The organism is Leptothoe sp. ISB3NOV94-8A (assembly GCF_043421595.1).
Taxonomy (GTDB): Bacteria; Cyanobacteriota; Cyanobacteriia; order Phormidesmidales; family Phormidesmidaceae; genus Leptothoe; species Leptothoe turfae.
Genome location: NZ_JAXSQW010000001.1, coordinates 2,603,926 through 2,619,923 on the forward strand (window position 1 = coordinate 2,603,926; position 15,998 = coordinate 2,619,923).

The 15,998-nt window shown below is 47.2% G+C and carries 10 protein-coding genes; 3 read left to right on the plus strand and 7 right to left on the minus strand.

The window, feature by feature from the left end:
* Nucleotides 1-98: 98 nt before the first annotated feature.
* From SPB21_RS11325 to SPB21_RS11335, 3 genes are all read left to right on the plus strand, one after another.
* The gene (locus SPB21_RS11325) at nucleotides 99-2,525 is read left to right on the plus strand and encodes a CHASE2 domain-containing protein (protein ID WP_499866588.1); all 2,427 of its coding nucleotides are present in this window, start codon (nucleotides 99-101) and stop codon (nucleotides 2,523-2,525) included.
* 160 nt (nucleotides 2,526-2,685) lie between these two features.
* Entirely contained in the window at nucleotides 2,686-3,264 is a 579-nt protein-coding gene (locus tag SPB21_RS11330) for a DUF3887 domain-containing protein (RefSeq protein WP_163659221.1), read from the plus strand.
* Between the two features lie 341 nt (nucleotides 3,265-3,605).
* Complete coding sequence (locus SPB21_RS11335) at nucleotides 3,606-4,205, plus strand: helix-turn-helix transcriptional regulator (protein ID WP_163659222.1); 600 nt, start codon at nucleotides 3,606-3,608, stop codon at nucleotides 4,203-4,205.
* 73 nt (nucleotides 4,206-4,278) lie between these two features.
* Here SPB21_RS11335 and SPB21_RS11340 read toward each other — a convergent pair whose 3' ends face one another.
* The 7 genes from SPB21_RS11340 to pflB form a co-directional block, all read right to left on the minus strand.
* Nucleotides 4,279-5,040, minus strand: coding sequence for an SDR family NAD(P)-dependent oxidoreductase (locus tag SPB21_RS11340; RefSeq protein WP_006514450.1), 762 nt, complete (start codon nucleotides 5,038-5,040; stop codon nucleotides 4,279-4,281).
* Between the two features lie 336 nt (nucleotides 5,041-5,376).
* Nucleotides 5,377-6,312 (minus strand): phytanoyl-CoA dioxygenase family protein, encoded by a 936-nt coding sequence (locus SPB21_RS11345; RefSeq protein ID WP_499866589.1) that lies wholly within the window; start codon nucleotides 6,310-6,312, stop codon nucleotides 5,377-5,379.
* 442 nt (nucleotides 6,313-6,754) lie between these two features.
* On the minus strand, nucleotides 6,755-7,375 hold the full coding sequence (gene hpf / locus SPB21_RS11350) for a ribosome hibernation-promoting factor, HPF/YfiA family (protein WP_499866590.1): 621 nt from the start codon (nucleotides 7,373-7,375) through the stop codon (nucleotides 6,755-6,757).
* Nucleotides 7,376-7,528: 153 nt separating this feature from the next.
* Complete coding sequence (gene glgX / locus SPB21_RS11355) at nucleotides 7,529-9,622, minus strand: glycogen debranching protein GlgX (protein WP_163659226.1); 2,094 nt, start codon at nucleotides 9,620-9,622, stop codon at nucleotides 7,529-7,531.
* An 80-nt stretch (nucleotides 9,623-9,702) separates the two neighbouring features.
* Entirely contained in the window at nucleotides 9,703-12,378 is a 2,676-nt protein-coding gene (adhE, locus tag SPB21_RS11360; RefSeq protein ID WP_499866591.1) for a bifunctional acetaldehyde-CoA/alcohol dehydrogenase, read from the minus strand.
* A gap of 14 nt (nucleotides 12,379-12,392) precedes the next feature.
* Nucleotides 12,393-13,160 carry a pyruvate formate-lyase-activating protein gene (gene pflA / locus SPB21_RS11365; RefSeq protein WP_163702004.1) on the minus strand — a complete coding sequence of 256 codons (768 nt, stop codon included), beginning with the start codon at nucleotides 13,158-13,160 and terminating at the stop codon, nucleotides 12,393-12,395.
* 179 nt (nucleotides 13,161-13,339) lie between these two features.
* A complete protein-coding gene (gene pflB / locus SPB21_RS11370; protein WP_499866592.1) occupies nucleotides 13,340-15,643 on the minus strand; it encodes a formate C-acetyltransferase in 2,304 nt (767 codons plus the stop codon).
* Nucleotides 15,644-15,998: the final 355 nt, after the last annotated feature.

Sequence of the window (15,998 nt, forward strand, 5' to 3'; positions counted from 1 at the left end):
GACTCTTTCCTGGATTGACCCTTGATAGAGCATGCTGGCAGATTGATAACGTCTATGTTTATTCCTGGTTTATTCCTGAATTTCTCACCTAAAGTGAAATGCGTACAGCGTTTGAATTAAAGATCTGGCATCGGCAAGATAAACAATCTTGTACTTTTCTATTGCTGTGGGATAATCGCAAAAAACACCTCAACGCTAGTCTGCCCTCCTCTAAAGATATCGAAAAATGTTATCAGCGATGGCGACGCTGGTACTACAGATTTTATCAGTTAACGTCCCCACCCCACCCCAGCAATAGTGGTCGCATTAATCCAGGTTCAGGTGATCTAGCCCATGACCTGATGGCAGCAGAAAAAGAATTAGTTCAAGCGCTTCAACGCTGGTTAGGCGCGGTGGAATTACGCGCTATTCAGCAGCAGATTCGAGATGAGGTAATACGACTGACGCCCGCCCATCCAAAATCCGAAAAAGCAGTCTTGGAACAGTCGGGCGTGGATATTTTCCTGGCCTGTGAATCTGATGAGATGGCTAGGCTGCCTTGGGAGGCATGGGCATGGGCATTGGGTTCTGAGATTATTCGCCCTGGCTCACTGCGCATCATCCGTACAGTCATGGATGAGCCTGGCGGCAGTTGGGTGAAACCATCACGATTGGGTAAGCCTCGTATCCTCACTGTTTTAGGCGATGATCCTGGGTTGCCATTGCAGGAGGACTGGAAGGCAGTGCGATCGCTTGCACCCATTGCCACTATCGAACGATTTCTCTGGCAACCCAAGGATAGTGCTACCAAAATTAAAGAAAACTTTGCCGCTAAAATCTGTGAGAACCGCGGCTGGGATATCTTATTCTTTGCTGGTCACAGTCATGAAACCACTGTGACTGGGGGACGTATAGCCATTGCTCCCAATATTTCCTTATCCATTAGCGAAATTGAAGAATACTTGACTCAAGCAAGGGAAAATGGGCTACAGCTAGCGATTTTTAACTCTTGTAGCGGTCTGAGCATTGCTGATTCCTTGGTTGCATTGGGACTGCAAGTCGTCGTGATGCGCGAACCCATCCGTAACGATGTAGCCCAAAGTTTCCTCAAACCTCTCTGTCAAGAGTTAGCAGCCCACAGTGATATTCATAGGGCGCTGCTAACCGCTAGTCATCATCTTCAATCAGCTGAAAAATTTGCCTATCCTTCTACTTATCTGATTCCATCATTATTTGGTGTTTCTGGAGTAGAGGCCTATCGCATTGAGCCGTTTGGTTGGAAACGTCAACTTCAGCAATGTTTACCCACAAAGCAAGAAGCTCTCCTAATTGCAACCGCCATATTTCTGAGTTCCGTATCTTCTATTCAGTCAGACCTTCTGGATAGACGGCTGTGGATGCAGTCGATGTACCGAGAGCGCACCAGTCAAACTGAAAAGAATGACGCTCCGCCTATACTCCTGATTGCCATTGATCAAGAATCTATTAATAGGGCTGATAAAGAAATAGACGGTTTTCAACTTCATCCAATGGATCGTGAATACCTTGCTCAATTAATTCAGCAGTTATCAGGCTCATCTATCCAAGTAATTGGTATCGATTATCTTCTAGATACGCAGGAACCCAGAGAAGACAAATTGGTGGATAGTATCCATCAAGCAATAGTGCACCATAATACTTGGTTTGTATTTGCAACTAGAGAACGAGATTCCCTGCGGCCACGTGACAGTATCGCAGACCCTCGGTGGAGCTTACATGGTGATGCCTATGCTCGATACTGGCAAGTTAAGCTGCCTGATGATGAAACCTGCGCTCAAACATGCCCTTTTGCCTATACGTTGGCACTCGTCGATACGTTAAGCGAAAACTCTCAACTTAATCCTCCCCAACCTAATTTAGAGAATAAAGCTGATTTACAGCAACAAATACATGATTTTCTTGATACAGCCAAGAACGATGAACCTAGTGACATCAGTGCTTTTTTAAAAATAGTTCGTTCACCCTTCAATTTACCGCTTATTATTGACTACTCCATTTCACCAGATCAGATTTACCAGTTGATTCCGGCTTGGAAGTTTTTGACCTATTCAGAAAACCCAAAAACGTTCAACCCAAAAATTGCAATTATCGCGTCTGGTGGATATGTGGATGCTAGCGATAACCATCCTCCATTACCGGCTCTGACCTACTGGTGTAACTCAAAATATCGAGAAACAGATATCCAGAGTGATTGCCCTCAATCATTTACTGGTGGCGAACTTCATGCCTACACAACTCACCATTTATTATCATCCTATCAAGTAGCTCGTATCCCAGACTTATGGATGATTCTTATGGCATCACTACTAGGAAAATGGGCAACCCTAACGTTAACTCAACAGCAAGCCCATCAACGTCAAAAATGGCTATTTGCATTATCAATCACGACAGGGCTTTATGGATTTTGGGGATTACAGGCTTATATCTGGGCTAATGTTTTGATTCCTCTATTATTTCCATCAAGTGTATTTTGGATTTATGTCGTTGGGATTACTCAGAAAAAGTAACCTAAGTCCCCTTAACAATATGCTACTTTTTACTACTTTCTAGGGGGCAAACTGCATAAGCATTATCTGCCCACACTTATATGATTGTAGTAGTATTCCGGCTATTCCTTATTCTCAATCATCAATCTATTCTGTGAGTTCCTTGGGAGGGAATTAGAAAATGTCTCAGTCCTTAATGAATCAAAGATCTCAAGATGATGATCATGATGGTGAAAAGCCATGGGTCACTCGAAACACAAAACCCAATGACTCTGTTGATGGCTCAGAGGGGAAGCGAAGATCCCATGACAATGATCGTGATGGGGAGAAGCCATGGGTCCCTCGAAACAGAAAGTCCAATGACCCTGTTGATGGATCAAAGGATAAGCAAAGGATGTTTAAACTACCAATCTTTAAAGACGACGAAGATGTATGGGTTACTCGATTAGTTGCTGAACAGTTTGTGGATGACTTAGGCAAAGGTAATTACACGAGAGCCTGGAAAAACTTAGTGTCCTCTAAAGAAAGTGAGTTCTCTTCAGACATACTTAAGGAACAATGGGAAGAGCACACTAAAAACAAAGGTCGGTTCAAACAGAGAATTGGGTCAAAACTCGTGGGTCAAACTGTTAACGGAAAAATTGTGCATGTTACCATTAAGTTTGAAAATCCTGATAATGAGATGGATTTCATCGTAACGATTAGCAAGAACATGGATGAAGGATACAATAGAGTCTTCGAATGGGATTTCAAAATGTAGTCTTCTTAGAATGTTCTGCTGGAGAAATGTAGCCTTAAACTCTGTAGCTGGAATCTTGCCAACCATTACTCTTTAAGGCTTATTTACTTTAAAAAAGTATACACAAGACTTCTCTTAAGTTAGTTGGGGGATAAACGGTTGTGTATGCTTTTTTGATCGTTTATTCAATCCCTCCTTATGGGAGGGACTATACCTATGGGAGGGAGCTTGAAACCGAAGAAATATAGCTTGACGCACATAGTTCAGGCCTGGCTAACTGCATAACCTCAAAATCCGTACATCTACTGATATATGGAGCTGTGATGTAGCAGCTGTGCGGATATAAACAGAGGGTCTGCTAGATGGATACTTTCATAGAAGCACTTAAAAATCTGAAAGCTCACGGTGGCCATTTCAATAGTATTTTGGTGAAGGGAGTGCTTGAAGGGCTTATGGATGGCGTTTTGATTTTGACTCAGCAGAGCAAATTTCTCCATGTCAACAGCAATGCTCAAAAAATTATCGAGAGGTTGACTCAGACTCAAAATCAATTTCAAATCCTGGGGCAAGAACTGCGACGGATCTATCAGGCTATCGTTGATGGTTATGAGTTATATCCTGACAACCCTGTGGTAATTGAATCTGAAATTAGGGATGGGGATGACAATATTCTACGGATTCGAGCGCGACTCTTGCAGTTAGATGCCTATGAACAACCTCTGGTTTTGATTGTCTTAGAAGACCAAAATCATTCTATCCATAGTCTGGCAACTACTGAGTCAAAAAAGTATGGTTTAACACCTCGCGAAACTGAGATTTGGTTGCTTAGGCGCGCCAACCGTAGCTATAAAGAGATTGCAGCTGAGCTATACATTAGTCTCAACACGGTTAAAAAGCATGTGAAAAGCATCCGCAGCAAACTCAAGTTTTATCAATTTCAACAAGATTCAATAGCGAGCTAGTAGTACGATGTTGACACCAGTCAGTTGTTGAGGAGATTTATCAGTAATTGGTTAGAATTTAGATGTCTAGCATTTAGATAATAGTTTTGCCTCCGTCTGCCACAATGGCAGCACCATGAACAAAGTCGGCATCGCTGGTGGCTAAAAATAAGGCGACACGGGCAATATCGCTGGGTTTACCCAAACGTCCGGCAGGAATTGTAGCGATGGTGGCTTTCTCTTCGGCAGCAGGATCATGACCCAAATTAAACTCCGTATGGATCATGGGTGTGTCAATGGGACCCGGACAAATAGCATTAACGCGAATATTCTGAGCTGCCCACTCGGTGGATAGTGCTCGGGTTAAGGCGAGCACACCACCTTTGGTGGCACAGTAGCCGCTATAGAGAGGTTGACCCACTAAACTTAGCTCTGATGCTATGTTAATGATGATTCCTCCATCTTGAGTCAACATTTGAGTGATGGCATGTTTGCAGCCAAAGAAGACACCTTTGAGGTTGACCCCCAAGAGTTTGTCTAGGTCGTCTTCGGTGGTTTCTGTAATGGGTTTTAGCATAGAGATGCCTGCATTATTGAAGAGAATGTCGAGACGACCAAAATTCTGAACTGTTGCTGCGATCGCACCCATCACCTGCTCTTCGTCGCTGACGTCTACCCCCAGCCCCAGGCATTTACCCCCAGCTGTTTCAATCACTTCCTGCGTTGTCTGGGCTGCATCTGCATTCACATCAACCGCCACAACAGTGGCACCTTCACGAGCAAAACATTCAGCAGTGGCACGACCAATCCCAGACCCAGCACCGGTAATCAAACTTACCTTTTTATACAGTCGCATGTACTCGCCCCTTCTTATGCTCTGTCCAGGTAAATTTTAAGACAGATGCGGTACGTAGGCTGGCAAGCTTAAACATCAGTGATTACTCACTGATGTTTTGACGATGATCTAACGTTAGGGCGTTGCTGAGTCTCAGTCGGGTGTGGTCTTGAAGAGGGGCGGATTAAATCTCATGCTTCGATTGAGTCATGGGGTAAATCAGCAATGGCAACAATGGAAAACTTAACATTTGGGATATGAAATGTCCTACGGCGAGGCATGGCTGACACCGTGTGGTGAGTCGCCGCCCACCCCATCAAGGCTCAAATGTCTGTTGTTCAGGAGACGAGCGAATACCTAAGCTTGTTTGTCGGATTCCACCAGTGCATCTGGACAATAGTCGGCTAAGAAGGGAGTGCGATAGCCATCCTGAGACCACAATATGGGGTAATGGCTTTCGTCAAGGTCTAAACTTCCTTGCTGACGGTAGCGTTCAAAAATATAGCCATCTCCCATGCCAGGTAGTTGAAACCGGGCATGACCGGCTAGAGAACTGATGGCCAGACTGCGGCGTGTTTTGCTGCCGCTACGGTTTTGACCCGATCCACGCCACAGATTGCCGTGGAGAAAGAGGGCACTGCCAGGGGGTAAAACAATGGGAACAATCTGGGGGGATTCTACACCTGCTTGTTTTGCAGCTTGCCAAAGGGGCTCGCGATAATCCTCACGGGGAGCGTGGAGAACGCGGATCTTATCGGTGCAGTTCCAAAAATGGGAACCAGGCACAATTTCTAACGAGCCGGTTTCCATGGCAACATCGCTTAAGGCGATCCAACAGGTAACGGTAGCTGGTGGAGCAATGGCTGTGGTGTAGGTATTATTGCGATGGAAATAAACTTCGGGAGCATTGGGAGGCTTGATCCAGCAGGTATCAAGGCCATAGCGGGCCGAGGTCCAACCCATGAGGGAGGCGTTGAGTTGGGCAATTTTGGCAGATAGGGTAAAGCTGGCAAGGGTGCGATCGCAACGCCATAAGCCAGTCATCTGCTGGGTCGCATTGGGCTGGCTTACTCCCGGACGACCATACCATTCGTCAGGAGAAGCTCCGGTCTCAAACTGAGTGTTAAAAAGAGAATTGAACCGTTCAACAATTGTTGCAATTTGTTTAGCAGTCAATAGATTATCTAAGATAAAATATCCCTGCTGATGAAATTGTTTGATCTGAGTAGGCGTAATTTCTAATGGAGAGAGTAATTGCCCTAGGGCATCTGGATTTAGGGTTGCAGACTGCATAGCTAATAATTCTCTAAAAACGGAGTGTGATAACCATCCTCATACCAATTAATTGAGAGAACTGAAAAGACGTTGCATGCAACGTCTGTGCATCCAATAGTGGAGCCTAACTAATTTTGGTTCCTTAGTAGTTCAGGGACCTTTGGTCAGCGAGGTCTTTCCCTAAAAGTAGGGATTGCCTATGCTATCGACGTATGATGTCCAGAGTATGCAACGCAAGGTCTGGGGAAGCTGTATTCATTATTACTGAAATAATACTGAAATGCTCAAAGATGAATAACGTTCAAAGATTCAATGGTAACAACAGATACAGATCTCTCTGGTACGATCAAACTCCCCTACAGGTAAATGCTGAGTGTATGGATACCTGTAGGAGGTGCATTATTGTTTAGGATGGTGCAGCAAACGGCTGTTGGTGCAGTCTCTCCTTTGGAGATAGACATTAGTGGCTTGCTATATATCGCTTATGATGGCTGACGGTAGTCTGCTCAGAGGTTTGATGGGGTTGGATCAAGCCATAGCCACCATGATTTCGTTCATAGAGCACGTTAATCTCTCCAGTGCTTAAATTGTGGAACATATAAAAGTCATGATCAATGAGTTCTAGCTGTTCCAAAGCCGCCTGAATTGACATGGGGGGCATGGCAAAGAATTTATTTCGCACAACCATGGGAGGCAGCGTGGGGCTTTGTTCGTTGATAATGGTTGTAGGGTTGATAGATGGCTCAAGACCATCATCTTGAACAGTGGAAACGGGAATTCGCTGCTGTTGCTTCTCCTTATATTTTTTCAATTGTCGAGTGATTTTATCGGTTACTAAATCAATAGCGGTGTAAAGATCGCTATGTTTTTTAACGGCCCGTATAACTGTCCCCTTTGCAAAAAGGGTGACCTCGGCTGTCTGTTGATCTTGCTTTCGGGCACTATTGTGAACAGATAAAGTGATATCAATCTTGGTCAACAACCCCTCAAAATGATGCACAGCCTTGTTGATTTTTTGATAGGCATAGTCATGGATGGCATTAGTAATATCAACGTTTTTACCTTGGATAACTGTTTGCATTTGATAAGTCTCCTTTGCAGTGATTGTTGGAGATGGAGATGTTATACCAGTCCTCAGTTTTGAGCTTTAAATTCTGAGGTATGGAAACCGCCTGTGCAAAGGCGTTTTGGCTTGAGATTTGTAGCTACAGTTTCAGGAATTGGTATTAGTTACTCATTGTACTATTAGGATGACTGAAGAATATTGTTCTAGTTGATAAAAAGATTGTTTCACTTTTGGAGCCATGTCTGGCTCACAAAAGTCCTCTGGCGCTGCTAAAGCAGTATCGACAATGCGATGCCAGTATTGTCCCTCAAGCAGAGGGGGTAGTTCAAAAATCAGTGGTTGATGAAAGGCGTTTAACATCACGTGTAGCGATTCACCATATTCTTGATGAGATAGGGTAAACGCCAGACTGTGGGAAGTATAGCTCCAGTCTGGTGCCCCCAACTTCACTCCATGCCAAATGATAGCTGGCTCTGAGATTGACTGGGGTGTGACAATGAGCGGATGGTCGTGCTTGAAGACCTGTAGGGATTGAATAAAGCCAATTAACCCTTTTACAAAGCGTAGAAAATCCCCTTGGGTGATGACGGCATTCCAATCAAACCAGCTGAGTTCATTGTTTTGACAGTAGGCATTGTTATTTCCCTGTTGCGATCGCAACACTTCATCCCCCATCAGCATCATGGGTGTCCCCTGGGACATGGTCCACAGCGTAAAGAAGTTCTTTGCCTGTTTTAATCGCAATGATTGAATGGTTGGATCTTGGGTTGGGCCTTCCACGCCACAGTTCCAGCTCCAGTTAGCATCGGTCCCATCCCGATTATTTTCCCCATTAGCCCAGTTATGTTTGCTGTCGTAGCTGAGCAAATCGTAGAGTGTAAACCCATCGTGGCAGGTGACAAAGTGAACGCTGTAGTTGGGATCTCGCTGTGACTGCACATAGAGATCGGGGCTACCAACAATGCGATCTGCCAGGGCACGAACAACCCCATTATCCCCCCGTACAAAGCGACGGACATCATCACGGTAAGGGCCATTCCATTCAGCAAAGCGCTCCCCGGCAAAATGTCCTACCTGGTATAGTCCGGCTGCATCCCAGGCCTCCGCAATGATTTTGGTCCCTGCTAAGGCTGGATCGGTGTTGATCATCCATAAAATCGGTGGATTATGTAAGGGCTCTCCCGTGGTATCACGGGAGAGGACTGAGGCCAGATCAAAGCGAAAGCCGTCCACGTGCATCTCGGAGACCCAGTATCGCAGACAGTCTAGGATGAGATAGCCGCTGATGGCGCTGGTCTTCAGGGTATTGCCACAGCCGCTGTAGTTTTTATAGTAGGCCTTGTCGTTCTCAAGAATGTAGTATGACTCATTGCTTAACCCCCGCAGCGATAGGGTAGGTCCCTCGTGATTGCCTTCGGTGGTGTGGTTAAATACCACATCTAATATCACCTCAATGCCAGCCCGATGGAGAGCTTTAACCAAATCTCTAAATTCATCCACTGGCCCTAAGTTATCTTGGCGATAACTGTACTGCCGGTGTGGGGCAAAAAAGGCTACCGGGCTATACCCCCAATAGTTTACTTTTCCAGATGGTGCATCGCTGGGGTCAAATTGTTGCACGGGCATCAACTCTACAGCCGTAATCCCCAGGGACTGTAAATATGGAATTTTTTCCATCAGACCGGCATAGGTCCCCCGTTTCTCTGGCACAAGACCAGAGCTGGCATGCTGGGTAAACCCGTCTACATGTAGTTCATAAATGATTGTCTCAGCGTAGGGAGTTTTAGGATGGCGATCGCCCTCCCAGTCATAGGGGAGTGGGTCTACCACAACCCCCCTAAGGGCCTGGGCACAGTTATCAGAGCCATCAATGGCAGCTTGGCGAGAATAGTTTTGCCACCCGACAACCGAACGTGCATAGGGGTCGAGTAGCACCTTGTTGCGGTTAAAACGAAGACCGGTTTCTGGATAGTAGGGGCCGTCAACTCGATAGGCGTATACTTGCCCCGCTTTTAGCCCTACGACAAAGACATGCCAAAAGTGGAAGGTGTGATGGATTTTTGGATCTAGGCGAATTGTTGTCTGGGGCTGAGGATCTTCGGGTGTGGCAAATAACAACAGCTCCACCGTTCTTGCTTCGCGGGCATAGAGACAAAAGTTAATCCCCCCGTCACGTACTCTGGCACCCAGTGGATAACTGTTTCCTGGCTGAACAGTTAGGCCAAATTGAGGGTGCTCATTTAACAATATTTTGAAGGTCATCTCATTGTGCTCGGTCCTAACACCACTCACGGCTAACTAATGATGGCTGGTGGCACCGTTACGTGCCACCAGCCAAGGATCTAATGGGCTACCTCCTGCATGGGGGGTGATGATAGGGAGCTGTCTTCTGATAACGACAGTGGGAGATCGTCCCGATAAGCGGCTATGTACAACGCTTTGAGGTCTTGAATGAGGGGATATCGAGGGTTGGCTCCCGTACACTGGTCATCAAACGCTTGTTCTGCCATCAGATCAAGATGCTCGAAGAACGTATGTTCATCATCGCTCAGCACTGCTCGCAGACTCCCAGGTATATCTACTTGTTGTTTGAGCGATTCGATCGCTGCGATGAGCCGATTAACTTTGTCGTCATCACTGTCACCACCCAGCTTCAGTACATCTGCGATCGCAGCATATCTCGCCTTTGCCTGGGGATACTCATACTGTGGAAAAATCGCCTGTTTAAATGGGGCATCCGTAGCGTTGTAGCGGATCACGTGGGAAATCATTAACGCATTGGCGAGACCGTGGGGAACGTGGAAGGTGGACCCTAGCTTATGGGCCAAAGAATGACAAATGCCCAGAAATGCATTGGCAAAAGCCATACCAGCAATGGTGGCTGCATAGTGAACTTTTTCGCGGGCTTCTGGATCGTTGGGGCCATTGTGATAGGCACGGGGGAGATACTTGATCAACAAGCTGATCGCTTCTAGAGCTAAACCGTCGGTAAACTCAGTGGCCAACACAGAAACATAGGCTTCTAAGGCATGGGTGAGGGCATCAATGCCACCGTAGGCGGTGAGTTTTTTGGGCATATGGCGCACCAGTTCCGGGTCAATGATGGCCATGGTGGGCGTCAAGGCATAGTCTGCCAGGGGATATTTAATCCCAACGCGATCGTCGGTGACCACGGCAAAGGGGGTGACTTCAGAACCGGTGCCCGATGTGGTGGGAATGGCCACAAGAACGGCTTTTTCGCCGAGGGGCGGCAGCTCATAGACCCGTTTGCGAATGTCCATAAACCGCATTGCCAGACCTTCAAACTTCACTTCGGGATGCTCATACATCAGCCACATCACCTTGGCGGCATCCATGGGTGAACCACCGCCCAGGGCAATAATCACATCGGGTTGGAAGTTATTAATGATCGCCAGACCCCGCTGCACTGTGGAGAGGGAGGGATCGGGTTCAACATCAAAGAAGGTGTGATGCTCAATTTTGAGACTGTCGAGGGTGTCCGTAATCTCTTTGGTGAACCCCATGTCAAATAAGGGCTTGTCGGTAACGATAAAGGCTCGTTTCTTATGGGCGAGATCCCCAAGGGCTACGGGAATGCAGCCCGCCTTAAAGTAAACCTTGGGAGGAACCCGAAACCATAGCATATTTTCTCGCCGTTCGGTCACTGTTTTGATGTTGAGGAGATGCTGTACCCCAACATTCTCGGAAACAGAGTTGCCACCCCAGGTGCCGCAGCCTAAAGTCAGTGAGGGATCAAGTTTGAAGTTGTACAAATCACCAATGGCCCCCTGGGAGGATGGGGTGTTGATCAACACACGAGCTGTGGCAAGTTCGTCTTCAAACTGGGTGATGCGATCGCGATTATCTGGGTGGGTATACAGCACTGAGGTATGGCCCCGTCCCGCAAAATTCACCAATCGTTTTGCCTGGTCTAAACCGTCGGCAAAATCTGAGGCCCGATAGAGCGCCAAAATCAGTGAGAGTTTTTCATAGGAGAAGGGTTCCTCAGTGCCAATGGTGCTAACTTCACCAATTAGCAGCTTAGTGCCTTCGGGGACGGTCAGGTTTGCCAGCTGAGCGAGTTGAGTAATGGACTGACCCACAATCTCAGCATTGAGTCGTCCATTTTTCAGTAACAGCTGACCCACCCTTGCCTGTTCTTCAGGGTTGAGGAAATAGGCCCCCCGTTTGATAAATTCCTGTTTAACATCTTCATAGAGGTCGTCGACCACCACGGCGGATTGTTCAGACGCACAGATCATGCCGTTGTCAAACGTCTTACTCAATAAAATAGAGCTGACCGCCATCTGAATATCGGCGGTCTCGTCAATTAAAGCGGGGGTATTACCAGCCCCCACCCCCAGTGAAGGATGACCGGAGGAATAGGCGGCTTTGACCATGCCGGGTCCACCCGTGGCTAAAATTAGCTTAATGTCAGGGTGCTGCATCAATGCCTGGGAGAGTTCCAGGGTGGGTTCATCAATCCAGCTAATTAAGTCTGCGGGTGCCCCAGCCTGCACCGCAGCATTGCGAATAATTTTAGCCGCAGCAATTGTGCAGGCTTTAGCGCGGGGGTGGGGAGAGAAAATAATAGCGTTGCGAGTTTTGAGACTGAGCAACGCTTTAAAGATGGCTGTGGATGTGGGGTTCGTGGTGGGCACAATGCCAGCAATCACCCCGATGGGCTCGGCCACTTTTTGAATGCCGTAGTGAACATCGGAGTAAATGACGCCACAGGTTTTGGCATGCTTATATTTGTTGAAGATATATTCCGAAGCAAAGTGATTTTTGATCACCTTGTCTTCAATCACACCCATGCTTGTTTCTGCCACCGCTTGTTTAGCTAAGGGGAGACGGGCATTGTTGGCTGCGATCGCAGCTTGCTTGAAAATAAAATCAACCTGAGCCTGATTAAAATTGGCATAAATCTCTTGAGCGTTTTTCACCCGCAGTGCCAATTCTTCGAGGCTCTGTAGCGTATCTACCCGAACATTAGCAGGAGAAGATGGTGAAGTCATAATAGAGCAGTCCTCTAGCGAATGTTTAAACCGTGGCGTTGAAACTGTGCTTTAACGCGTTCAATGTTTTCCTGACTGGGGGGCAGAGTGTCTTTTAATTGATAGTCATAACCCAGGGCTTCCCACTTGTAGGCCCCCATTTGATGAAATGGTAAAACCTCTACCCACTCAACATTTGTAAGGGTTGCAACAAATATAGCAAGTCCCTCAACATTTTCAGGTGGATCGGTCAATCCTGGCACTAAAACAAACCGCACCCAGGTGAGTTTATGAATATCATTGAGATAGCGAGCCAGACGCAGGGTCGGTTCTTGGGAAACGTGGGTGACGCGACGATATAGATCGGGATCAAAGGATTTAATGTCAAGCAGTACGAGATTGGTATGGGGTAAAACCTGTTGAGCCGCTGTTAAGTCAGAAAAGCCTGACGTATCCAAAGCTGTATGTAATCCTTCAGCCTGACAGCGACGTAACAGTTCAGCCACAAATTCAGGCTGTAGCAATGGTTCTCCACCCGTGACCGTAACCCCTCCTCCGGATAGTTCCAGGTAGGTGCGGTAGCGCAGAATTTCTGTCACCAGCTCATCGACAGTCACTTCACGGCCCCCTTCTACCGTTCGACAGTCGGGGTTATGGCAATACAGACACCGTAGCGGGCACCCTTGGGTAAAGACAACAAACCGGATCCCCGGCCCGTCGACGGTACCACAGGTTTCAACAGAGTGAATCCGACCTGTGGATGTGGATGTGGATGTAACTGTAGCTGGTTGAGGAATTAACATAGCAGGCAATATCGGCTTTAAAGAGTTGTCAGCCCTCCTCTCCGAGCGAAGGCTACCGTGTATCCAGCAAGTCGGAGAGTAGTCCCAGGTTTCGAGCCCTTAATCCCCCCTTCTCCTTAATGGGAGAAGGGGGGATTAAAATCCTTCTCCATTAGAGAGAAGGAGAGACATCCGACTCATTAGAACCGACTATGGAATGTCCGATTAACAACATCCATCTGTTGATCACGGGTGAGTTTGATAAAGTTCACCGCATAGCCAGAGACCCGAATGGTTAGCTGAGGATATTTTTCAGGATGATCCATGGCATCCAACAACGTTTCACGGTTGAGCACATTGACATTAATATGCTGTCCTGTGTTGTGGAAATAACCATCCAGTAAACCGACTAGATTGTTAATCTGATCAGTCTCGGTTTTACCCAGGGCAGCAGGCACAATGGAGAAGGTGTAGGAAATACCGTCCTGAGCATGCTGGTAAGGTAGCTGAGCCACTGATTCGCAAGCTGCGATCGCACCTTTGGTGTCGCGACCGTGCATGGGGTTAGCACCGGGAGCAAAGGGTTCACCAGCTTTACGACCGTCGGGGGTACTGCCAGTCTTTTTCCCGTAGACCACGTTGGACGTAATGGTCAAAATAGACTGGGTGGGAACAGCGTTGCGATACGTCTTGTGCTGACGAATGTGATCCATAAAGCGCTGCACCAGCTCGGAGGCAATATCGTCTGCCCGATTATCATTGTTGCCAAAGGCAGGATAATTAGCCTGGACATCATAGTCAACGGCTAAGCCAGCCTCATTACGAATCACTTTCACCTGACCATATTTGATGGCGGAGAGCGAATCTGCTACGACGGATAGGCCAGCAATGCCACAAGCCATGGTGCGATAGACATTTCTGTCGTGCAGGGCCATCTCCAGCCTTTCATAGCAGTACTTGTCGTGCATATAGTGAATCACATTGAGGGTGTTCACATAGAGTTTTGCCAGCCAGGCCATCAGCACATCAAACTTGGCGTTGACCTCGTCATAGTCCAGAATATCGCCGGTCACAGGGGCATAGGCAGGCGTAATCTGTTCTCCAGACTTCTCGTCTTTACCGCCGTTGATGGCATATAGGAGGGCTTTGGCTAAATTCACCCGGGCACCAAAGAATTGCATCTGTTTGCCAATGGGCATGGCTGATACACAGCAGGCGATGCCGTAGTCATCTCCATAGTCGGCCCGCATCAGGTCGTCGTTTTCATACTGGATGGAGCTGGTATCTTTCGAGACTTTGGCACAGAACTGCTTAAATTCCAGAGGCAGCCGTTCTGACCACAGCACGGTCAGGTTTGGCTCTGGAGCGGGTCCCAGGTTATACAGGGTTTGCAGACACCGGAAACTGGTCTTTGTTACCAAAGGACGACCGTCTAACCCAATGCCACCAATGGATTCAGTTACCCACACCGGATCTCCGGAGAACAGCTGGTTATACTCCGGCGTGCGCAAGAATCGCACCATTCGCAGTTTCATTACAAACTGATCGATCAGTTCCTGGGCCTCGGGCTCTGTTAACTCGCCATTGGCCAGATCCCGTTGAATATAAATGTCTAAGAACGTTGAGATCCGCCCCAGGGACATGGCCGCACCGTTCTGTTCTTTAATCGCCCCCAGATAGCCAAAGTAAGTCCACTGTACGGCTTCTTTGGCATTGACAGCTGGCTGGCTAATGTCAAAGCCATAGGATGCAGCCATTCGGCGCAATTCTTGTAGGGCACGAATCTGCTCAGAGATCTCTTCCCGTTGCGTAATAATCGATTCATCCAGGGTATCTACCTCTAAGGATTGAAGCTGCTGGTGCTTATCGAGAATAATGCGATCGCAACCATACAAGGCAACCCGCCGATAGTCTCCAATGATTCTCCCCCGTCCATAGGCATCGGGCAATCCCGTGATGATGCCTGAATGCCGGGCCCTTTTCATCTCTGTGGTGTAGGCATCAAACACACCGTCATTATGGGTCTTGCGATACTTGGTAAAGATCTCGTGGGTTTGGGGATCAAGCTGATATCCATAGGCTTCTAAAGACTTTTTCACCACCCGAATGCCACCCAGGGGCATAATGGCCCGCTTCAGGGGTTTATCGGTTTGTAGCCCAACAATCTGTTCCAGGGATTGATCAATATATCCCGGTGCATGGGCCGTAATTCCGGTGGGTAATTGGTTATCGGCCTCTAAAATACCGCGCTCACGCTCCAGCTGCATTAGCACGGTAACTTTCTCCCACAGCTGCCGGGTGCGATCGCTAATTCCAGCTAGAAACTCTCCACCCCCACCATAGGGAGAATAGTTCTTCTGGATAAAATCTCGAACATTAATCTCATCGCCCCATGGCCCCATGGAAAACTGACGCCATGGCTGTTTAGGTTCAGTCGAAGAAGGAATAGCTTCAACACCCGATGTCGCCTGTTTTTTAGGGTTGACTGTGCTTGCTACACTCATGATTTACGATCTCCTCGCAACAGTACTGTTTTGAACCATAACTGATGTTAGTTATGGAATGATGAAATGCTTGATTTTGTGAACAATAGTCAGAAATGACAACCCTGGCCATATCATGGCCTTATTCCTCCATAACGCTTTGTTATCCTTACGCTAAGGAAAAAACTAAATTCACAAAGTTAAAAAATCAGAATTTCAGTAATTTACGTACGATAGACAATCTCCACCTTTGACCACGCAAGAATTCCCAATGGTTGATTGATTGATGCTGATAGCTAGATTCTAATGATTAGTTATAAATCCTCAATGCTACTTACGTACTACGTATGCCTACATACCTAAGACTGTCTAAAAC